Source organism: Paenibacillus taichungensis, assembly GCF_050994985.1.
GTDB classification, from domain to species: Bacteria; Bacillota; Bacilli; order Paenibacillales; family Paenibacillaceae; genus Paenibacillus; species Paenibacillus taichungensis.
In genome coordinates this window covers 2,949,303-2,969,416 of record NZ_CP194720.1, presented here as the reverse complement: position 1 = coordinate 2,969,416, position 20,114 = coordinate 2,949,303, and the positions used below count along the sequence as shown (strand labels likewise).

20 protein-coding genes and 1 riboswitch are annotated in these 20,114 nt (G+C 43.3%); of the genes, 18 read left to right on the top strand and 2 right to left on the bottom strand.

Annotated features, from left to right (window positions below; genetic code table 11):
* Positions 1–85: 85 nt before the first annotated feature.
* The 12 genes from ACR1R9_RS13255 to ACR1R9_RS13200 all read left to right on the top strand — a co-directional run bounded on the left by ACR1R9_RS13255 (position 86) and on the right by ACR1R9_RS13200 (position 13,407).
* A complete protein-coding gene (locus ACR1R9_RS13255) occupies positions 86–691 on the top strand; it encodes a pentapeptide repeat-containing protein (protein ID WP_076288368.1) in 606 nt (201 codons plus the stop codon).
* A gap of 136 nt (positions 692–827) precedes the next feature.
* The gene (locus ACR1R9_RS13250; protein ID WP_433923463.1) at positions 828–1,214 is read left to right on the top strand and encodes a hypothetical protein; all 387 of its coding nucleotides are present in this window, start codon (positions 828–830) and stop codon (positions 1,212–1,214) included.
* A 64-nt stretch (positions 1,215–1,278) separates the two neighbouring features.
* On the top strand, positions 1,279–1,815 hold the full coding sequence (locus ACR1R9_RS13245; protein WP_099854394.1) for a GNAT family N-acetyltransferase: 537 nt from the start codon (positions 1,279–1,281) through the stop codon (positions 1,813–1,815).
* A gap of 317 nt (positions 1,816–2,132) precedes the next feature.
* Positions 2,133–3,833, top strand: coding sequence for an NAD-dependent malic enzyme (locus ACR1R9_RS13240; protein ID WP_099854392.1), 1,701 nt, complete (start codon positions 2,133–2,135; stop codon positions 3,831–3,833).
* Positions 3,834–4,365: 532 nt separating this feature from the next.
* Positions 4,366–5,844 carry an Lsa family ABC-F type ribosomal protection protein gene (locus ACR1R9_RS13235; RefSeq protein ID WP_099854390.1) on the top strand — a complete coding sequence of 493 codons (1,479 nt, stop codon included), beginning with the start codon at positions 4,366–4,368 and terminating at the stop codon, positions 5,842–5,844.
* Between the two features lie 224 nt (positions 5,845–6,068).
* Positions 6,069–6,635, top strand: a complete 567-nt coding sequence (locus ACR1R9_RS13230; protein ID WP_433923464.1) for a TetR/AcrR family transcriptional regulator — start codon at positions 6,069–6,071, stop codon at positions 6,633–6,635.
* 348 nt (positions 6,636–6,983) lie between these two features.
* Entirely contained in the window at positions 6,984–8,138 is a 1,155-nt protein-coding gene (locus ACR1R9_RS13225) for a glycosyltransferase family 2 protein (protein ID WP_433923465.1), read from the top strand.
* A 33-nt stretch (positions 8,139–8,171) separates the two neighbouring features.
* On the top strand, positions 8,172–9,452 hold the full coding sequence (locus ACR1R9_RS13220; RefSeq protein WP_433923466.1) for an aminotransferase class III-fold pyridoxal phosphate-dependent enzyme: 1,281 nt from the start codon (positions 8,172–8,174) through the stop codon (positions 9,450–9,452).
* A gap of 248 nt (positions 9,453–9,700) precedes the next feature.
* Complete coding sequence (locus ACR1R9_RS13215) at positions 9,701–10,732, top strand: zinc-dependent alcohol dehydrogenase (protein ID WP_433948946.1); 1,032 nt, start codon at positions 9,701–9,703, stop codon at positions 10,730–10,732.
* Between the two features lie 82 nt (positions 10,733–10,814).
* Positions 10,815–12,059, top strand: a complete 1,245-nt coding sequence (locus ACR1R9_RS13210; protein ID WP_433923467.1) for an MFS transporter — start codon at positions 10,815–10,817, stop codon at positions 12,057–12,059.
* A 65-nt stretch (positions 12,060–12,124) separates the two neighbouring features.
* Positions 12,125–12,718: a DUF1349 domain-containing protein gene (locus ACR1R9_RS13205; protein ID WP_433923468.1), complete on the top strand. Its 594-nt coding sequence runs from the start codon at positions 12,125–12,127 to the stop codon at positions 12,716–12,718.
* Between the two features lie 47 nt (positions 12,719–12,765).
* Positions 12,766–13,407 carry an HAD family hydrolase gene (locus tag ACR1R9_RS13200; RefSeq protein ID WP_076288380.1) on the top strand — a complete coding sequence of 214 codons (642 nt, stop codon included), beginning with the start codon at positions 12,766–12,768 and terminating at the stop codon, positions 13,405–13,407.
* Here the strand turns inward: ACR1R9_RS13200 and ACR1R9_RS13195 are convergent.
* Positions 13,404–14,204, bottom strand: coding sequence for an AraC family transcriptional regulator (locus ACR1R9_RS13195; RefSeq protein ID WP_433923469.1), 801 nt, complete (start codon positions 14,202–14,204; stop codon positions 13,404–13,406). The two genes, ACR1R9_RS13200 and ACR1R9_RS13195, sit on opposite strands and share 4 nt — an antisense overlap.
* 224 nt (positions 14,205–14,428) lie before the next feature.
* Here ACR1R9_RS13195 and ACR1R9_RS13190 point away from each other — a divergent pair, with 224 nt between their 5' ends.
* The 6 genes from ACR1R9_RS13190 to ACR1R9_RS13165 all read left to right on the top strand — a co-directional run bounded on the left by ACR1R9_RS13190 (position 14,429) and on the right by ACR1R9_RS13165 (position 18,321).
* Complete coding sequence (locus ACR1R9_RS13190) at positions 14,429–15,559, top strand: NAD(P)/FAD-dependent oxidoreductase (RefSeq protein WP_433923470.1); 1,131 nt, start codon at positions 14,429–14,431, stop codon at positions 15,557–15,559.
* Positions 15,560–15,567: 8 nt separating this feature from the next.
* Positions 15,568–15,858: a hypothetical protein gene (locus ACR1R9_RS13185; RefSeq protein ID WP_433923471.1), complete on the top strand. Its 291-nt coding sequence runs from the start codon at positions 15,568–15,570 to the stop codon at positions 15,856–15,858.
* Between the two features lie 46 nt (positions 15,859–15,904).
* A riboswitch (TPP riboswitch) is annotated at positions 15,905–16,003 on the top strand.
* A 121-nt stretch (positions 16,004–16,124) separates the two neighbouring features.
* The gene (gene tenA / locus ACR1R9_RS13180) at positions 16,125–16,796 is read left to right on the top strand and encodes a thiaminase II (protein ID WP_433923472.1); all 672 of its coding nucleotides are present in this window, start codon (positions 16,125–16,127) and stop codon (positions 16,794–16,796) included.
* Positions 16,797–16,839: 43 nt separating this feature from the next.
* Positions 16,840–17,373 (top strand): GNAT family N-acetyltransferase, encoded by a 534-nt coding sequence (locus tag ACR1R9_RS13175; RefSeq protein WP_099854369.1) that lies wholly within the window; start codon positions 16,840–16,842, stop codon positions 17,371–17,373.
* Between the two features lie 49 nt (positions 17,374–17,422).
* Positions 17,423–17,758 carry a TetR/AcrR family transcriptional regulator gene (locus ACR1R9_RS13170; RefSeq protein ID WP_433948947.1) on the top strand — a complete coding sequence of 112 codons (336 nt, stop codon included), beginning with the start codon at positions 17,423–17,425 and terminating at the stop codon, positions 17,756–17,758.
* Positions 17,759–17,772: 14 nt separating this feature from the next.
* Positions 17,773–18,321, top strand: a complete 549-nt coding sequence (locus tag ACR1R9_RS13165; protein ID WP_433948948.1) for a hypothetical protein — start codon at positions 17,773–17,775, stop codon at positions 18,319–18,321.
* 161 nt (positions 18,322–18,482) lie between these two features.
* Here the strand turns inward: ACR1R9_RS13165 and ACR1R9_RS13160 are convergent, their stop codons facing one another.
* Positions 18,483–19,922, bottom strand: coding sequence for a DHA2 family efflux MFS transporter permease subunit (locus ACR1R9_RS13160; protein ID WP_099854619.1), 1,440 nt, complete (start codon positions 19,920–19,922; stop codon positions 18,483–18,485).
* Positions 19,923–20,114: the final 192 nt, after the last annotated feature.

Here is a 20,114-nt window from a genome sequence, read left to right as displayed (position 1 = left end):
AGCAGGTACTTGACAGCCGTATGGTATATTATAAAAAGCTCTTTAATGATGAACACATGATAATCTACAAGATGGGGTGTACGTGATGTATCAATATAAGGATCAAGAGTATGAAGGTGTACATTTTGAAGGACGTGACTTGCGTTATGGAGAACTCATTAGTTGTGTTTTCAAACAGTGTACCTTTATGAACGCTTCGATGGAAGAAATCGAGACAAGCAACTGCCGTTTTATCGAGTGTGACTTTAAAGGTGCTTCCATGAATGGCTCCATCCATAGAGAATCGGCGTTTGAAAACTGCTTATTTGGTGGTGCTAATCTTTTCGCTTCCAAATTTACCTCCTGCAAGATGACGGGATCGGACTTCTCAGGTGCACAAATGGATGGTATTACACTAAGTCAGGGTGATTGGTCTTATACGAATCTCAGACATACCCGATTGGGCAAACAGGATTTGCGAGGAATTCGTTTCTTTGAAGCTGACTTTACGGATACGGATTTTACCAAAGCAGATCTGAGAGACTGTGATCTCACAAGAGTAGTTTTAAGCAGAGCCAAGCTGCAAGGGGCCGATCTTAGAGGTGCTAACCTGGAAGGAATCGATCTGAAATCATTGGATATTAAAGGTGTACGTTTGGATCGCGAACAAGCGGTTCTGTTTGTACGCTCTTATGGTGCGAAAGTAGATTAAGCTGAACGACAAACAAGAAACCGCCTATAAAGGCGGTTTTTTTGATATGGAGTTGTTCCAGTTCAAGCAAATTTGCAGGAATAACAGATATAAACAAGAAATAATAAACATAAGTTTCAAATAAAAGGAGGCCATTATGACTACTACATTAATTATTATTGTTGCTGTTATTGGCTTTGGGCTTATAACAGGTACAATCACTATGATTATGGTATTTAAACTGCTCCGTAACAATAAACAGAAACAGCACCTTCGAAAAAGCATTTTAATGGATGGGATTCCCGCAGAAGCGATTATTCATGACATTACACAAACTTCATCCAGTATGGATGGAAGGCCGGGAGTGCGACTGGATTTGACCGTTACCCAAGTTGACGGTCGTACCTTTCCCACGATTCTAGAAACATACATCCCGGTTACACATATTCCCCAATTCCAGAAAGGAAGTGTCATTCACGTAAGATACATAGCAAACGGAAATGAACGAAAGGTAGAAGTGGAGGATGCTTACATGCGTAATTGAACTTTTACAACTCAGATGAGACAAAATAAAGAATAGAAATCGATTTAATTCAGGAGGGTATTTTTTGAAATTAGTTAAAGCTTATGATATGGATTTGAACGAAGAATGGTCAACGCATCTTCAGGAATTGCTTATTGCCAGTTTTCCAGAGGTCTACCCGGAGGACCGTTTGTTTTTCAAGCAAATTCCACATGGCAGAATATTAGCATTCACCTCAGATAATCAACTGATTGGGCATGTAGGATTAGATTACAGAATGATGAATTTGAATGGAAAAGCAATAAGAGTTCTAGGGATCATTGATCTATGTGTTTCCACTTCACATCGCTCTCAAGGAATAGGTTCCTTTTTGCTAGCGGAAGTGGAGAAGCTGTCCAAAGGGCATATTGATTTTGTGCTATTATTTGCTGATCATGAGGACTTGTATAGCAAAAATGGGTTCAAAACGGTTAACAACACATGTAAGTGGTTGAAAATTGACCATGAAACCTTAATTACAATTGGAGTTGGAATTCAGAAGGTCGAAGGCTTGATGGTTAGAGAAGTCGGAACTATGCCATGGGGTGAAGGAGAACTCGATTTTTTAGGCTATTTGTATTGAGCACTATGAGCACTCACCCAAAAATTGAGCCCATAAAAAAGGTGATAGAGCCACGCAGTTTCGTGGCTTTTTTGTATTCCAAGAGAATTTGTTTATAAAATGAATTTGTTGAAAAATAACAAAGTGATAAATTTTATTTATCGAAATGAAATTGAATTTCATTCATGAACGTTTCATGAGTTCGTTTACATGCCATAGAAAATATTTTATAATTGTCATCGGAAGAACTATAACTAACTAAAAGTTATTAAGTGTTAAAATTAAATTAAATAGACGTTAAAACGTCAAGAGACATCATGAAAGAAGGCAATCAGTAAATGAACTCATTTTTTGTAGATTCCAATGGAAACTTGAAAACCTCTTTGAAAGGCAAGGATGTTCTGTCCAATCCCTTGTTGAACAAGGGTACTGCCTTTAACGAAGAAGAAAGAAGAGAGCTTAACCTGAATGGCATCTTGCCACCGATGGTTTTAAATATTGAAGAACAAGTGAGTCGAGTATATCAGCAATTGCAGAATGAATCGGATAATCTGCGAAAAAGCATCATGCTTAGTGATTTGTTCAACCGTAATATTGTACTCTTTTACCGTTTAATGAAGGATCATCTTAGCGAAATGTTGCCGATTGTGTATACACCTACGGTCGGACAAGCTATTCAGGAATATAGCCATCAGTACCACAGACCAGGTGGTCTATATTTATCCATTAATGATATGGATGGGCTGGAGGAAGCTTTCCGCAACAGTGGTTTACATGCTGGAGATGTGGATTTGATTGTGGTGACCGACTCGGAAAGTATTCTGGGCATCGGAGACTGGGGCGTTGGCGGCATTAAAATTGCCATTGGTAAACTCGCGGTATATACAGCAGCCGTAGGCGTTGATCCAAGCCGTGTATTGCCTGTTGTGCTGGATGTGGGAACCAATAATCCCAAACTGCTGAATGATCCATTGTATGTGGGCAACCGTCATGAACGGATTCGCGGGGAAAAATATGAGCAATTTATCGAAGCCTTTGTGAAAGAAACAACAAAGTGGTTTCCGGATATCCTGCTTCATTGGGAAGACCTGGGCAGCGTGAATGCCAGAAATATTATACAGAAATATGGGGAAGAACTCCTTACATTTAATGATGATATTCAGGGGACGGGTGCGGTTACACTTGCGGCGATTATGTCCGGAGTTCAAGTGACGGGTGTACCTCTTTGTGAACATCGTGTCCTTGTATTTGGACCAGGGGCAGCTGGCATTGGTAACGCGGATCAGATTCGTGACGCTATGATGGAAGAAGGGCTTGAGCAGGAGGAAGCGGAGAGCCGTTTCTGGGCGTTCGATTATCGTGGAATCCTTACGGATGAGACGGAAAGTCTATTTGAATTCCAGAAACCATATGTACGTAAAGCTGCGGAAGTGAAAAATTGGGCGTTGAATGAGCAAGGGCAGGTTAGTTTGCTGGAAGCTGTGAAACAGATCAAACCAACGATCCTGATCGGCACTTCCGGTGTGGCAGGTGCCTTTAATGAAAAAGTTATCAAAGAGATGGCGAAGCATGTGGAACGTCCAATCATTATGCCAATGTCCAATCCGACCTCGCTTGCCGAAGCAGCACCAAGAAGTTTGATTGAATGGACGGATGGCAAAGCACTGATTGCAACAGGCAGCCCCTTTGAACCTGTCATGTTTAATGACACATTGTATGAAATTGGTCAATCCAATAATGCTTTTGTGTTCCCTGGTTTGGGTCTAGGAGCGATTGTAGCGAAAGCATCGAAATTTACCAAAAACATGTTCACCGCAGCTGCAGTGGCCGTAGCTAATTCGGTAGACTCCTCTGCACCAGGTGCTCCACTTCTGCCCAGAGTGAAAGAGCTGCATGCTGTTTCGTACAAAGTTGCAGTGGCGGTCGCCAAGGCGGCAGTGGAAGATGGCGTTGCGCGTGTAGAATTGAAAGACGTTGAAGAGGCTGTAAAAGCTGCCATGTGGCATCCGGTGTACAAACCGCTGTATGCGGCAGTTTAATAATTGAATACAGCGCGTGGTAACTATAAATTCTTGTGGGTCGATAATGTGGATTTGGATTCAAAAAGGTGCACAACTTGATTTCTCGCCTTGACCCGTGGCTGTATTCCATGTTAAGTTTCTGATATTAAATTGTTGAGCTTTTAAAGGGGGATAGAGCGATGACTGAATTAGAGGTTGTAGATGTTTATGTGAACCTGTCAACGAACATGAACACTGACATGGTTCACAACATAACTAATCAGAATCCGGCACTTTATCCTCCTATGCATAGATTATCTTGGTGTTAATTTTTTGAACGCCAAGTCTCTTTATCATAGTCAGGTTGATGTAACGCAAAAAAGCACCGGTGAATGGGGCTTTTTTGCGTTTTTTCATTTGAGGATATTCTAATCACTCTGACACGAGGGATATGTCATTATGCAAGAACGGATTGAAATTCTGATTATGTTCAAATATAAAGTGAGGGACCATGTCGTGGTAAATTTCACGTCGGTTAACTTTTATATTTCACATAAAAAGGATGATCTTTATGTCTTTAATTAACGTTAGCAACCTAACCTTTGCCTATGATGGCAGTTACGATAATATATTTGAAAATGTAAGTTTTCAGCTAGACTCCGATTGGAAATTGGGCTTTACCGGAAGGAACGGCAGAGGCAAAACGACATTCCTCAATCTGCTGCTTGGTAAATATGAATACAGCGGAACTATTTCTGCGAATGTTAGCTTTGAGTACTTTCCTTTTCAGGTTCAGAATAAAGGAGCTATGACCCTCGATGTCATTGAAGAGGTTTATCCTGAATATTTACACTGGCAGCTTGTTCGAGAGCTTAACCTGTTAAAAGTTTCGGAAGATATTCTGTATCGGCCTTTTGATTCCTTGTCTAACGGAGAACAAACGAAGGTGATGCTGGCTGCCTTGTTCCTGAAGGATAATCGGTTTTTGCTCATCGATGAACCTACCAATCATCTCGACATTCATGCCAGAAAACTCGTCAGTAATTATCTTCGCAGCAAAAGTGGATTTATTCTGGTGTCACATGATCGATCTTTTTTGGATAATAGCGTAGACCACATCCTGTCCATCAATAAAAATAACATTGAGATTCAGAGAGGGAACTTCTCCGCTTGGTGGGAAAATAAACAAAGGCAAGATCAGTTTGAACTTGCAAGTAATGAGAAGTTAATAAAGGACATCAAACGTTTATCCGATTCTGCCAAACGGACGGGTGGATGGTCGCATGAAGTGGAAAGAACCAAAAATGGTACGAGAAATTCCGGTTCAAAGGTGGATAAAGGCTATATTGGACACAAGGCTGCCAAAATGATGAAACGTTCCAAAAATATTGAGCAGAGGCAGCAATCCGCCATCCAAGAAAAGTCCAAACTTCTGAAAAATATTGAGAGTGCAGAACGTCTACAGATTCATCAACTGGATTTTCACAAAAAAGAACTTGTTGAATTGGAACATGTGTCGATTGCATACGGCTCCAATACGGTATGTAAGGACGTGAGTTTCACAGTTGAAAAAGGGGATCGTATTGCACTTTATGGTAAAAACGGATCGGGGAAATCAAGCATCCTTAAACTGATTTGTGGTGAGGATATCCCTTATACAGGTCAATTTCGAAAGGATCACCAACTTAAGATCTCGTATGTGTCCCAGGACACGTCAGATCTCGGCGGCCAATTATCGGATTATGCTGACACGCAGGGAATCGATGAAAGCCTGTTTAAATCGATACTAAGAAAGCTTGATTTTTCCAGGCTGCAATTGGAGAAGGATATCTCAACGTATAGTGCAGGCCAAAAAAAGAAGGTGCTGATTGCTAAAAGTCTCAGTGAGCAAGCTCATTTGCACATTTGGGATGAACCCCTCAACTTTGTGGATGTCATTTCTCGTATGCAAATAGAAGACTTGCTGCTGGAGTACTCCCCAACCCTTCTGTTTGTAGAGCATGACAGTGAGTTTTGCGCAAATATTGCAACAAGAATTATCGAGCTATAAGCAAAAGGGAAAGATAAAAGATATACATTCTAAGAGCCGCCGCTTGGCGGCTTTTAATCATTACATCTATCTTTGCAATACATAACCAATCATAGGTAATGCTTGTTACGTGTTCAGACATCGGAATTGTGAGCAACTATGCTATAATTTTATAGTCACAGCCAATCAAATGATGGTTCATTGAATCAATTTATTGAATATATTCCCCAAGAGGTGTAAACCCGTTGAAAAAAGAAATGACATCGATGAAGCAAGCGAGACTTAATTCCATCCTGGACGAAGCGACTAAACTGCTGATTGAAAAACCCAATGCATCCATGAATGATATCGCAGAATCTGCGAAAATTGGTATTGCAACCCTGCATCGATACGTGGAGAGTCGCGAACAATTAATGGTTTATCTGGGCTTGCGTGCGATCGAGGTGGTCAGTGAGGCCATGCAAAACATTCATCTGGATGAGGAAAACTGTGAAACGTATATTCCGGAACTGATTGAAGTGCTCATTCCGTTAGGGGATAAAATATTTTTCCTTACCCATGATGCAGCTATTCACTATAATCCTGAGATTGAGGGAGCAGATTTGAAGCTGAGAGAACCTATACTGCATGCGGTTAGCATGTTGCAGCAAAAGAATTACTTTCGTCAGGATGTCAATAAAAACTGGATTGTAGATGTGCTGTATTCCATCTTGTTTCTGACGTGGCAGCAGGTTGTAAGTGGTGACATTGCTCGTAAATCAGCAGCTTCGCTAGTTGTGGATACGTTTTATCATGGCTTTAGGGCCAGATAATTAGCCGCTACCTTATAACAGCATATAATAAATGCAATATAACACCCCATTGTGGAGTCGGTCGTGTCATTGGATACGGACTCACTTTGGAGGTGTTTTTTTGCGTGGAGAGCTATCAGCGATTCTTGAAAGGCGCATATTTTCTTTTCGGTACATATTCATATTTTAACAGAGTTCAGAATTTAAGATTTTAAACTTACAAAAAATGATATAAATTTCTAGTAGATTCAAATCATTACCAAATTAAGACAGTTAATTTGCGACAAGGAGGTCGATAATCTGCACTGAACGCGATACCGTTTCAACTCGCTTTTGCACGCATTCCATCATATCCACAGGAGGGATTCCATGCTTTACACCATTATTGTGCCAGTTAACCAGGACTATAACATTTTGAACCTGTTCACGGACTCATTGTTACGGACCGTAAGCCCATCCACTCAAATCATTTTTATCAACGATGGTTCCGGTTCTGCTGTCTTACAGCATTTGGAGAAACTGAAACAAGAGGTTAGAGAAGGTGTAACGATTGAAATTCTTCAGCATGATTTTCCACTTGGTTGTGCCGTATCAATCAATAGCGCGCTTCGGCGAGCAGAGGGAGATTATATTTTCTTCCTGGATTCCGATACGATCCTTCAACCGAACTGGCAATCCATGATGAAAGAGACGATGGACAGCGACATTACGATCGGTATGATTGGCGGTGTTCTGCTCTATCCGCAAACGGGAGGTGTGCAGCATTGTGGTATTGCATTTGCCGATACAATTGGTCGCCACTTATTTCTGAACGCTTCGCCTGAAGACATTCCGAAGGAAACATTTTCAGTTCAGCTTGTCGTATTCGCCATGTTCGGCATGAAGAGGGAAGTGTATGAAACGGTAGGCGAGCTGGATGAGAAGTTCTTTAACGGATATGAGGATTTTGATTATCAGATGCGAGCACGGGCAGCCGGATATGATACGGTCATTAATCCGAATATTCTCGCCTATCACTGGGAACGGAGCAGTGGCATTCATCGCAACTTCAACCGTAAAAACAATCTGGCACGTTTCTGGAAAAAGTGGGGTGGGGAAATTGAGGCCGATGTTTGGCCATTCGTATTCGGTCATCTGAAAGAACAGCTGGATAGCCAGAGTGAATATCAGCATCTGCCGATCGTTGGCATTGATCTTGCAGAAGTTCGCAGTGACGCGGATACGTTCTGGACCAAGCTGGAGGAAGCTGACATTGCACTTGTTGCTGAGGTACGTGACTATTCCAACCGCTTTAACTCTAATGGAGCTATCTGGCTGCCGCAGGTTCTGGGCAAGGAGCTGATTCATAGCGAGAACCGATTATTGTTTCTGGTGGACAATTTCGCCCGGTTGTTGGAAAACCGTTACTGGATCGAGATGAGACATGCTCATCGGGCTAAAGATCTGATTATTGATCTGTATGGCAATGTTATCACCATGGATCGCATATATGATGGCTGCTGGCCAGGCTCCAAAGTTCGCTAGCTCACAAACCATGTAAACAGGGAGGAACCAAAGGTGAAATCAAAAGAGAGCACGCTTGATCGTGCCGTAAGGTTTACACGGAATCTGGAGTGGTTGGAACATGTCGAAAAGGTTATTCCGAGCGGATGCAGTACGTTAGCGAAAGCACCAGAACGATTATTTCCGGGATATACACCCGTATGCTGCGCAGAGGCACGCAATTCCCGTTTTATAGATATCGATGGAAATGAATGGTTGGACTGTGAGATGGCCATGGGTACGGCGCCATGGGGACATGCACGGCATGAAGTTCAACTGACCGTCATCCATCAGCTGAAAAAAGGGACAAGTTATTCGATTCCTGCTGACATTGAACTTGAATGCGCTGAATTGATTTTGGAACGGTTTGAGGGCCGCTACCCCTCATTGCGATTCACCAAAAGTGGCGCCGATGCAGTCAGTGGAGCCGTACGTCTGGCTCGTGCGGGAAGTGGCAAAAGCAGGGTCATCGCGACGGCCTATCATGGGTGGCATGACTGGTCTGCCTATGGGTACTATGGCCGCGAAACGAAAGAACGAGGCATCCCCGTGGATATCGAACGCACAACAATCTGGATAGATAAGCCCTCACCAGAGCGTATCGAGGCCCAAATCCAATCCTCTCCCGAGGATATCGCCTGCATTGTTCTTTGTCCAAATGAATGGAAACGTGAGCCGTTGGCGCAAGTTGTATCCCTATGTCGGTCATTGGATATCATTGTCATATTTGATGAAGTCACCTCCGGTATTCGAATGGGCAAGCAAGCTACAGCTGGGGAGTATGATATCTGGCCGGATCTGCTCTGCATTTCCAAAGGCATGGCGAATGGACTGCCACTCGCAGCCGTAATAGGACCAGAACATCTGATGTCATTATCAGGACAGGTCAGATTCAGCAACGCCCATTCCAGCGAGACTACTGCACTCGCGGCAGCGATTGCATGTGAGAGATTGATGAAAAGCGCTAAAGTATGGCCTAGCTGGCGCGAGGCTACTATTCGGATTATGGATCTGATTGAAGCTGAACTCGTACTTCTTGGATTAACCGATCAATTGGTGCTGAAGGGTACCTATGCGAGTTTCTCCATTAGCTCTATTTCGGAGGAAAACTTTCATACCGATCCTTTCCGAGAGTTTATGGTCAAACGAATGGCCCACTTCGGAATATTCACCAAAGGGTACTTTATTTTCTCTGATGCTCATACCCGGGAAGAATTATTGTGGGTGGAAGAAGCTCTTTTGCAGACACTATCCGACTGGAAAGAAGTTCTGAAACAGGAACACTTTTCGAATTGAGATTTACGAAAACGTTTAAAATTTTATTCAAATTATATTAGTTGAACTATCATTTACACGTGAACGGAGAGGACAGAATAAACCTGAAAAAGCGGAGCGGTCGCCTTTATACCCGGATTTCCCCCTTTAAAAAAAGGAATTAAAAAATCTGGGGATAACAGCGATTGGAAGCTTGTTCTGTCATCGGAGTGGATTGTGTAAAATCTTTATTTCAACTTATATAAAACATCGACTAGGAGGAATATTCAATGAAAGCACTCGTATATCAGGATCTTAAACAGGTGACTTACCAGGATATTGAGGAGCCAACCATACAAAAGCCAAACCAGGTAAAAATTAAAATCTATGGTTCAGGCATCTGCGGTACAGACCTGAATATTGTCAAAGGCAAAGTGCCGGCGAATAAAGGAACGATTATTGGTCATGAAGGTGTAGGTACAGTGATTGAGATTGGCGACGAAGTGCGCGGTTTCAAGGTAGGTGATCGGGTATTGGTTGATCCCACGCAATCTTGCGGTACCTGCTCCTATTGCCGCGAAGGACTGTTCATCTACTGCGAGAATTTTGATGACTATCAAGTAGGGATGACGACACACGGAACCTTTGCTGAATATTTTGTTGGGGACGAAAAGTATATCTATGCCATCCCGGATTCCATGAGCTGGGAAACGGCCATGATGATCGAACCACTGGGATGTGTACTTCAGACGTTGATGAAAGCAGGGACTAAGCCAAGTGACTCTGTACTGGTCCTCGGTTCTGGTGCAATCGGTTCTCTGTGTCAGCTTGTGAGCAAACGATTGGCAAGGCTTACTGTAGGCACGGAAGTTGATCCATTCCGCAAAGAGTTCGCTTCAGAGATCGCGGATCATGTGTTCTATCCTCAGGAACTGACGCTCGATAAAGTATACGAGATCAATAATAACAAGAAGTTTGATATTGTAGTGGACGCGGTTGGTAACCAGCTTCATGTGGGATTTGAGATGATTGCCAAAGGAGGCAAGATCATTCCTATGGGTTATGACGACAGCTATGAGGTGACGTTCAAATCAACTACCGTAATTAATGATGGTATTAGTATCATTGGTGCGGTAGCTAATCACTCGATGATCAGTACAGCATTGAAATTTGCACAAAGTATTCCGGAACTGGAGCAAATGGTTACCTCTACGGAACTGCTGAGTGATTATGAACAGGCATTCAATGGGACAATCGGGTATCATCTGCGTACCGGAGAGAAATTGCCCATGAATTCGGTTAAAACAGCTCTGATCTTGTAAGCATGTAGAATTAGCGGTTTTGCCGCTGTGAAAAGCAGGAATTCGCAGCGGTGAAACACCGCAGAAAAGGGGGAGATATCGATTGAAGCTGCTACAGGATTTGCCGAGAAATCCGCGGTACTCCATCTTACTTGAACCGGTATGGGCCATTCCGGGCACGATTGTTCTTTTTTATGCTCCCTTATATATGAAGGAAGCCGGACTTTCTGATATTGAAATTGGTTTGATCAATTCGGTGAATCTTTATTTTGCCTTTATATTTCAGTTATTTGCGGGTTCAATCACGAATAAGCTGGGTCGCAAGCGAACAACACTGATTTTTGATTTGATTGCCTGGAGTGTTCCCATGTTCATCTGGGCTTTCTCCCAGAACTTTTGGTTGTTTCTGATCGCTTACTTGCTGAATGCAACCTCCAAATTTGTGACGGTTTCCTTCAACTGTCTAATTATTGAGGATGTTGAGGAACACAAGCGATCCAAGGTATTCGCCATTCTCAACATGATCATTACTGGTGCTGGAGTACTGACACCGATCGCCGGGGTAGTGATTGCCGATTTTGGCATCGTGCCAACACTAGCCAGTATTTATTTTGTCGGTGGTATTCTCATGACCGTAATGTTCTTCATTCGCAACCGATATACGGATGAGACCACAGTAGGGAAGGAACTTATGGGAATGCATAGCCAAACCCGGGTGATTCAGAGTCTTGCTTCCAGTCTGCGACTTTTCGGCAAATCGTTCTACAAACGGAGGCTTTTACCGATTATTCTCATCACGGTGCTTTCCAATTTGATCCTGCAGTTGAACTTTTTTCAGGTGATTTTTTTCAAGGAACAGTTAAAATTCAATGATCAGATTATTTCATTTATCCCGGTTGTCACCGCTGTAACCGTCATGCTCTTGTATTTAGTCATTATCCCGCGTCTGAAACGGCGTTCAGAAGAAAAGTATGTCAGTTTCTCGATCATTTTGAGTACAGTGGGGGCAATACTTTTTCTGTTAATACCTGTGGGGAATATAGCCATGTTATTTCTGACTCTAATTGTACTGGCGGCAGGCAATTTCATCTTGCAAACGTATCGGGACTCACTGCTTATGAACCGATTGGGTACACATGAAAAAGCGGATATGTTCTCGGCAGTGCAGACCGTCATGACGTTAACAGCGATTCCATCAGGTTACCTGACAGGGCTGCTGTATCACTATAATCCCGTGCTGTTATTCAGTGTCATTCTTGTACTATATATCATACTCATGGTCATCATGTTATTCCTCCCTGATCCCCAGAAACACTCCCAGGCAATCAGTACTTACAAAAATATGTAGGAGAAGGGGTTTTCTGTATATGAAACGAATATATAATACAGAAAATGAACCTGGGAGGCATAGAAATGACAAACGTATTTGCAACAGAAACAAGAAACCAAATGAACTGGATTAATGAGCCGAAGACCTGGTCTTATACCGATCAAGGAGTTCTAATTGTAGAAGCTCAGGCTGATACGGACTTTTTCCAGGACCCAGCGGGTAAACACATCCGTGCAACCGCGCCATTTCTTTCGATGCCGGTGCCTAACGATTTTGAAATGACGACCCAGCTAACCGTGGACATGAAACATCAGTATGATTCCGGATGTTTGATGGTGATGGCAGATGAGCGAAACTGGTGCAAGCTTTGTTTTGAGTATGATGGAAAAGCAGCTACCATTGTGTCGGTAGTAACGAAGGAAGGTTCATCCGATGATTGCAATTCGGTTGAAGTTCCCGTAACCAATCCTTATCTGCGCATACGCAAAGTGGAAGACTGCATTTCATTCTTTTATTCACCCGATGGGGTGGAGTGGAAATTAATTAGATATTTCGGCATGCCGATAGAGGGGGAGATTCGGGCTGGAGTTGTTGGACAGTCACCAGCTGGAACGGGATGCACCTGTCACTTTTTATCGATGAATCTTACCCGTCCGGATGTGACTGCACGCTTCTAAGCCCATCTCCCTGCCAATCGGTTGATCATTGGAGGGAGAAAAGCGGAATGGTAAAAGCTTTTATTTTGGATTTTGATGGACTGATTGTGGACACGGAGACACCTTGGTTCTATGCTTTTCGCGATATTTATAAAGAGCATGGACTTGAACTTGGGCTGGAGCTTTGGTCGAAAAATGTAGGGACATCGTTTGAAGAATTTCATCCTTTTCTATATCTGGAGCAAGCGCTGCAAAAACCGATCGATCACGATCATATCAAGCTGCTTTCTGAACAGAAATACGAAGCATACCTTGGACAGGCAGCAATTCTTCCAGGCGTGCATGAGTTGCTCCTGTCTGCCCGTAAAAAGGGAATTCAACTTGCCGTTGCTTCCAGCTCTACCCGGGATTGGGTTCATGGTTATTTACGTACACTCGGCATTTTCGAACTATTCGATGTTATTCATACAGCTGAGGACGTCAAGCGGGTCAAACCGGACCCGGAATTGTATCTGCTTGCCCTGGAGAGTCTCGGGATTGGAGCATCCGAAGCGGTTGTGTTTGAAGACTCGCCGAATGGACTGAAGGCAGCCAAAGCCGCGGGGATTCGCTGTGTCATTGTGCCTAACGAGGTAACGCGTAATCTGGAATTCTCGAAGTATGATCTGCGGTTAACCTCGCTGGCAGAGATCACGATGGAAATTCTTTAACCCTGGTATTGCTTGCGTAACTCAATAGGAGAGATTCCTTCATATTTTTTGAAAACGGATCCAAAATAACTGGCGCTGTTGAAACCGACAGCCCGAGCAATTTCGTGGGCCGTTATCCCAGCGTCATGGACGAGCATTTCCTTGGCTTTCAATAACCGATATCGTGTCAGATAATCAAGCGGAGTCATTTGGAATTCCTTTTTGAATATCCGATTTAAATGCTGTTCGGTGACGTCCATTTGCTGAGCCAACATGGAGAGCGAGATGTCCTGATCATAATTTTGCTTGATAAAAGTAACCAGTCCGCCCAGCTTTAATCGGGCATCCGAGCGTTCATAAGCGCCATAACGATCACCATCAATCGTTAACCTGACCAGAAGCATGTACAGCAATGCGGATACGTGCCAGATCTGATCCTTGTGCCGGGACTGTAGCGCCAACGTTATTTCATGCAACAGGATATGAAGCATTCCATCTGGCTTGAAGGCGCGCAGCTCCCCGATCTGCAAGGTATGCAGAAACCGGGGCAATAAATAGCCATTAAAGGACAGACAATCGAACAACAATGAATTACTCAGATTGTCGTAACGATATGTTACCTCCGGAAACATAATAAGAGCTATTCCTTCCCGAATTGAAAACTCATGATTTTGGGCTGCGATTTTCCCTGTTCCCCCGATACACTGCACAATACTGTAATCCCGTGAATGGCCGTTCCAATTCATTAATTCGTCTACGGTCAGCTGATTTTGACCTGTAATCATAAGCGGCATATCGGGATCCAGTGAATTCCCCATACTAGGTTTCGGCATCGTTGTGTTATTCCTCATTTCGTTAAAGGTCGTGTGCGTAAATGGCGTGGATACAGCGTTAAAAGAAACCTGATTTGAATTATATTACATAAATAACATTTTATCGAAAACCTTTTAGGAACACGTATCATAATGTCGATGCCTTGCCATTATCAGACCAAGCAGTATGCGTTATAATGGTTACAGTGATTTAGGAAAGGGATGCAGTCATGAAGAAAGTCATCGTCGTAGGCTCAGGAATTCTTGGGGCTTCCACAGCGTATCAATTGGCTAAACGGGGTGCGGAAGTTCTTCTTATAGACCGGAAAGATCGAGGGCAGGCTACGGATGCTGCTGCCGGGATCATCTGTCCCTGGTTATCTCAGCGCCGTAATCAGGATTGGTATCAGCTTGCCAAAGCGGGTGCACGTTTTTATCCCAGCTTGATTGAAGAACTCAAGAGTGAAGGGGAAACAGAAACGGGTTACGCTCAAGTGGGTGCTCTTAGTATTCATACGGATGTGGACAAAATCAACAAGATGCAGGAGAGGGCACACCTTCGTAAAGAAGATGCACCGGAGATTGCCGATATTACCCGTCTAGATGCAAAAGAAACTCATGAGCGTTTTCCTCTTCTGGAGGGGAGCTTTCAGTCCGTCTACATCAGTGGTGCTGCGCGTATCGATGGACGTGCACTTCGTGATGCCTTAATCCGATCGGCTCAACGAAATGGAGCGGTCCTGATTCATGGGGACGCGACACTTCAATATGAATCGGACCGAGTGACTGGAGTGGTTGTGGACGGTAAAGTCATATCGGCTGACGAGGTTATCGTGTGTGCCGGCGCTTGGGCTAATGAACTGTTGAAGCCCTTGGGCATTGATTTTAAGGTTCATTATCAGAAGGCGCAAATTATGCACTTACAGGTTCACGATCGAAAGGACACTGAGAACTGGCCTGTAGTCATGCCTCCTTCGGATCAATATCTGTTAGCCTTTGATCAACAGAAGATTGTGATCGGAGCGACTCACGAAAATGATATTGAAGGATACGATACAAGAGTAACTGCAGGCGGAATGCAGGAAATTTTGAATAAAGGATTGGAACTGGCTCCCGGTTTAGCTGATAGCACGTTTCAGGAAGTAAGAGTAGGATTTCGTCCATTTACACCAGGTTTTCTTCCGGTAATGGGTGCTGTTCCAGGTTGGAATGGCTTGATCGCAGCTAACGGGCTTGGAGCGTCTGGGCTAACGATGGGGCCTTTTATTGGCAGTCAACTGGCCAAATTGGCTTTGGGTATGAATTTGGATATCGATATTCAGCCATATGACCTTGAAAAAGCAATGGATGATCAGAATTGAGGTGAACTATGACGTATTCACAGCGCTTAACTCACGGCTACTCCTCAGACATCATCTATCTGGAGCATCAGATTGCCATCGCAGAGGAGGAATTGGCAAAAGCTGAGGAAAAGCGGCGGGCATACGAATCGGATTTAGATCAGTTAAGAACGTCTCCCGGGTATCATTCAACTTCAGCAACGAACGTCTCTAATGAGGAAAAATGGGTCGATGAGTTAAACAAATTGCAAAGTATGATTAAAGATATCCGGACCCGACTTAAAGACTTGCAAGAAGATTTAGGGGAACTTGAAGATTAATAGGAATGGATTGACATTTGGAAAAACACATGTTGTAATAAGCCTGAGCTATTTGCAGGGGGACTGTTCGCAGTTGAGAAGGTTAAAACCTGACCCTTTGAACCTGTTAGTTAATACTGACGTAGGGAGCAAATAACATGTACTCATGTTATTTTGCCCTTGCCGAAAATAGGACAAGGGCTTTTTGGTCTGCATTTTGGAGGACAGAACGCGATAGCTGGATATGAAGCGGGGACATTATAATTTTAATAAAAGGAGAAATGATCATGTCATTTTCAAGAACGTTAAAAGATAAGTCCAGAACCGTATGGGAAGATGGATACAACCATCCTTTTTTACACGAAATGGGGAAAGGCACACTGGATCGGGAAGCGTTTAAGTTTTATCTTCTTCAGGACTATACATATCTGATTGAATATGCGAAGATTTTTGCCATGGGTGCGGTGAAGGCGACAGATGAAAAACTGATGACGAACTTTACGGTGATTCAACATGCTATTCTGTACGAAGAAATGGATTTGCATCGAAAGTATATGAATGAATTTGGGATTGCGCTGGATGAAAATCATGCTGTCAAACCCTCTCTATACAACAAGGCGTATACGTCGAATATGATGAGTGTTGCACAAACAGGTGGGGTTGCCGAAATCATGGCCGTCATTTTCCCTTGTGCGTGGACGTATTACGACTATGCTACAAGATTAAAAGAACAATATCGAGATTCATTAGAGGGCAATTTCTATCAGACCTGGATCGAAAATTATGCAAGTGATGACTTCCGCGACTCATTCGAATGGTTCTATGATACACTGGATGCATTATGTGAACATAAAACCGAGCTGGAGCTGGAGGCCTTAGAAGACATATTCAGAAGAAGTGTTGAATTTGAATATCTGTTCTGGGATATGTCGTATAAACGGCAACTCTCGTACTTGTGATGAATGCAATCTACTACAACCAGAGATAAGGATGAACATACAGATGGACAATCGTGAGGAACGTATCTATTTGCGATTTTTGAACGTGGAGGACGCGCCGACATTGCTGGATTTGCAGTTCCGTAACCGGGCTGTTTTCGAAGAGATATCGGCAAGTGAACGATCGGAGACGTTTTATACACTGGAGGGTCAAGTTGCACTTCTCGAAGGTTGGAACAAGGCCAGGGAAGAAGGGAAACGTTACTCTTTTGGAATCTTCCTGAACAATACACATGAGCTCATTGGAGAGATTTCTCTGTTCGAACTTGAACTGGATTCCACAGCCAAATGGATTGTTGGTTATGTGCTAGATCAAGTGCAGAATGGCAAGGGATACATGAGCGATGCCCTTCGGCTAGCACTGGATTTTGCTATGAATGAAGCGGGAATAAAACGAGTGGAGGCAGGTGCACTTCCCGACAATGCCGGATCAATTCGAGTGTTGCGTAAAGCGGGCTTCCAGGAAACGGACCGCCAGAATATTAAAATCAAGGGAAGTTGGAAGGAACATGTGATGTTTGCAGTGGATTTGCAGTAGATTGTTGAATACCGTAACGTGAACCACCTAAATCATCCAGGGGGAACTTATGAATAAACGGAAACAAATGTTATTGGACTCAGCACTTGTGCTCTTTGAGAAACATGGAGTAACCAACACCTCCATACAGATGATCCTAGACGAGTCAGGTGTGTCCAAAGGAACATTTTATAAATTCTTTGGTTCCAAGGATGATTGTATTCTTGCCATTCTGGAGCAGCGTGTACAGGAAGATATGATGATTCGCAAAGATTTGGAGAGCCAAAGCTATGCATCCGATTTTGACTTACTGGTAGATCAAATTATGGTGCCGATGATTTTGCCGGAAAAAAGCTTGTTGTGGAGCTATTCTGGACAGGCTTCTACTCTGGAGAATGCAATCTAGAGAACTTGACTCGTATGCAGTTAAATTGGTTATCTGAACGACTGGTACAGGTATTTGGTGAAGAATTAAAACCCTTTGCTTATGAAGGGGCTATTTTTGGTTTTGGCATGATCCATCAAATCTCGAATATGTGGAGAAACTTCCATCTTGCCCAACCGAATTGGAACCATCTTGTGCCCAAAATCCTGAACTACATTGAAATTTTGCTTCGTTCCATGCTGGAAAGGCAAGAGCATATTGTTGATTTTCCAAGTCTGTTGGTGATTGCTCCTGATTCCAAAGAAATTGCGGTGGATAAAAACAATCTGATTGAAGGTCTTCAAAAATTCAATCATTCTATTCTCCACTCGGAAGTGTCTATTAAAGCGAAAGAACTGACCAAAGGACTGCTTGCTTTAGTCGAGCAGAAAGAGATCAATATTTCCATGTTGGAAGTAACGCTGCAGGCGTTTCAAACGGAATTTGAATCGTCTTCTATGAATTGCGAAGCTAGCAGAATTGTCAAAGACTGCGGCTTATATCTTGAACAAATCAGGCAGGTTCCGATGGAGAAAACGAAATAGAACACGTTAGCGCAGCGGTTCTCACTGAAGTGCAGAGGCTTTTGTTCATTAGTAATACACAAAAAAGCGGCAGATTGGACGTAAAGCTTAGGGTCCTGATCTGCCGCTTTTTATATAAGATACATAGGCTCTACATGATGTAATTCATGTAAATGTTGTTCTTAATTTGTATTCATCGAGACTTTTTGTCTTACAGGCTGCTTGGAGTCTTCCTCCGTCGCTTGTTTGGTACGTTTGATGAAGAAGGAAAGTAGCAATCCGAGAACGGCAATGCCGATAATGACAACATAAGCATCATTAATTCCCTGGATCATGGATTCCATTCCCAACTGTTGCTGGGTTAAACCTTTGGCTGCACCCGTTGCCACCATGTCCTGTACATGTGCCGTTGTGCGACTAGTCATTACACTTACGAGCAATGAAGTACCCACAGCGCCAGCTACTTGTCTGACGGTGTTGGATATCGCTGTACCATGCGGCCCAAGTCTTGGAGGCAGTTGATTCAAACCTGCCGTTTGGATAGGCATCATGAGCAAGGCCATACCAATTCGGCGACCTGTTGACATTAAGACAAGGTAAGTATAACTTGTAGAATCGGTTAGATCGATGAAACCAATAGTGGTTACAATCGTGATAACCATCCCGATAATTGCCAGCCATTTTGCGCCAAACCGGTCAAACAATCTACCTGTTATTGGCATCAGGAAGCCCATGACAAGCGCCCCTGGAAGCAACAATAATCCGGACTCCAATGCCGTGTAACCCCGTGCATTTTGGAGGTATAAAGGAAGCAACATCATATCAGCATACATGATCATCGTGATCGCGATATTAATGACCGTGGTCAGTGAGAACATATTATACTTGAAAGCACGCAGATCGAGTAGCGGATTTGTAGACGCGAGCTGTCTCCATGTGAACAGTCCAAGAGCAATTACTCCTGCTGCAAGGCATATGATGACTTCTGCGCTTGACCATCCCAGACTTCCCGCCCGACTGAAGCCATACAGCAATGCACCAAATCCAATTGTGGACAGCAACACGCTGAGTGTGTCGAACTTGAGTTTGATTCGTTCCGATACATTTTTGAGATATACAAACGCAAAACCAATAACAATAACGGTTAGTGGGATCATTCCGTAAAACATCGTTTGCCATGTGTAGTTCTCAAGAATATATCCAGCAAGGGTTGGCCCAATCGCTGGAGCGAAAATGATGGCAAAACCGACCATACCCATCGCTGCTCCCCTTTTCTCAGGAGAGAACAGGGTTAGAATGACATGCATCAACAATGGCATGATAATACCAGCACCAGCTGCTTGAACCATACGTCCTGTCAACAATGTACCGAAATTACTCGCAAGGGCAGATATAATCGTACCGATGAGGAAAATAAACATCGAAGCTTGAAATAATTGCCGTGTCGAAAAGCGTTGCATGAAATAGGCCGTGACAGGAATGAGTACACCATTCACCAGCATGTAGCCTGTCGTAAACCATTGGGCTGTTGCTGCTGAGATATTAAAATCCCCCATCAGCTCCGGAGTTGCCACGCTCATAACGGTTTGATTCAATGTGGCAAGAAATGCACCCAAAATCATAACAAACAGTATGGGGCCCTTTTTTACGTCATCTCTTTCTTTTAATCTAGCCTGACTCAATCCATTCCATCCTTTCAATCCACACGTGACTAAATTTACAACGTGTTGTATAGTTTACATTGTATTTATTGAATTATATACATATTCCCGGAGATTACAATTTACGATTTTGGGTATTTTCGTTGCTTATTT

Bases quoted from the DNA above. Each gene is read 5' to 3' on its own strand.
- ACR1R9_RS13255 (WP_076288368.1), top strand. From the start codon at position 86: ATGTATCAATATAAGGATCAAGAGTATGAAGGTGTACATTTTGAAGGA.
- ACR1R9_RS13250 (WP_433923463.1), top strand. From the start codon at position 828: ATGACTACTACATTAATTATTATTGTTGCTGTTATTGGCTTTGGGCTT.
- ACR1R9_RS13240 (WP_099854392.1), top strand. From the start codon at position 2,133: ATGAACTCATTTTTTGTAGATTCCAATGGAAACTTGAAAACCTCTTTG.
- ACR1R9_RS13235 (WP_099854390.1), top strand. From the start codon at position 4,366: ATGTCTTTAATTAACGTTAGCAACCTAACCTTTGCCTATGATGGCAGT.
- ACR1R9_RS13225 (WP_433923465.1), top strand. From the start codon at position 6,984: ATGCTTTACACCATTATTGTGCCAGTTAACCAGGACTATAACATTTTG.
- ACR1R9_RS13215 (WP_433948946.1), top strand. From the start codon at position 9,701: ATGAAAGCACTCGTATATCAGGATCTTAAACAGGTGACTTACCAGGAT.
- ACR1R9_RS13205 (WP_433923468.1), top strand. From the start codon at position 12,125: ATGACAAACGTATTTGCAACAGAAACAAGAAACCAAATGAACTGGATT.
- ACR1R9_RS13200 (WP_076288380.1), top strand. From the start codon at position 12,766: ATGGTAAAAGCTTTTATTTTGGATTTTGATGGACTGATTGTGGACACG.
- ACR1R9_RS13195 (WP_433923469.1), bottom strand. From the start codon at position 14,204: ATGGGGAATTCACTGGATCCCGATATGCCGCTTATGATTACAGGTCAA.
- ACR1R9_RS13190 (WP_433923470.1), top strand. From the start codon at position 14,429: ATGAAGAAAGTCATCGTCGTAGGCTCAGGAATTCTTGGGGCTTCCACA.
- ACR1R9_RS13185 (WP_433923471.1), top strand. From the start codon at position 15,568: ATGACGTATTCACAGCGCTTAACTCACGGCTACTCCTCAGACATCATC.
- tenA (WP_433923472.1), top strand. From the start codon at position 16,125: ATGTCATTTTCAAGAACGTTAAAAGATAAGTCCAGAACCGTATGGGAA.
- ACR1R9_RS13175 (WP_099854369.1), top strand. From the start codon at position 16,840: ATGGACAATCGTGAGGAACGTATCTATTTGCGATTTTTGAACGTGGAG.
- ACR1R9_RS13170 (WP_433948947.1), top strand. From the start codon at position 17,423: ATGAATAAACGGAAACAAATGTTATTGGACTCAGCACTTGTGCTCTTT.
- ACR1R9_RS13165 (WP_433948948.1), top strand. From the start codon at position 17,773: ATGCAGTTAAATTGGTTATCTGAACGACTGGTACAGGTATTTGGTGAA.
- ACR1R9_RS13160 (WP_099854619.1), bottom strand. From the start codon at position 19,922: ATGATTTTGGGTGCATTTCTTGCCACATTGAATCAAACCGTTATGAGC.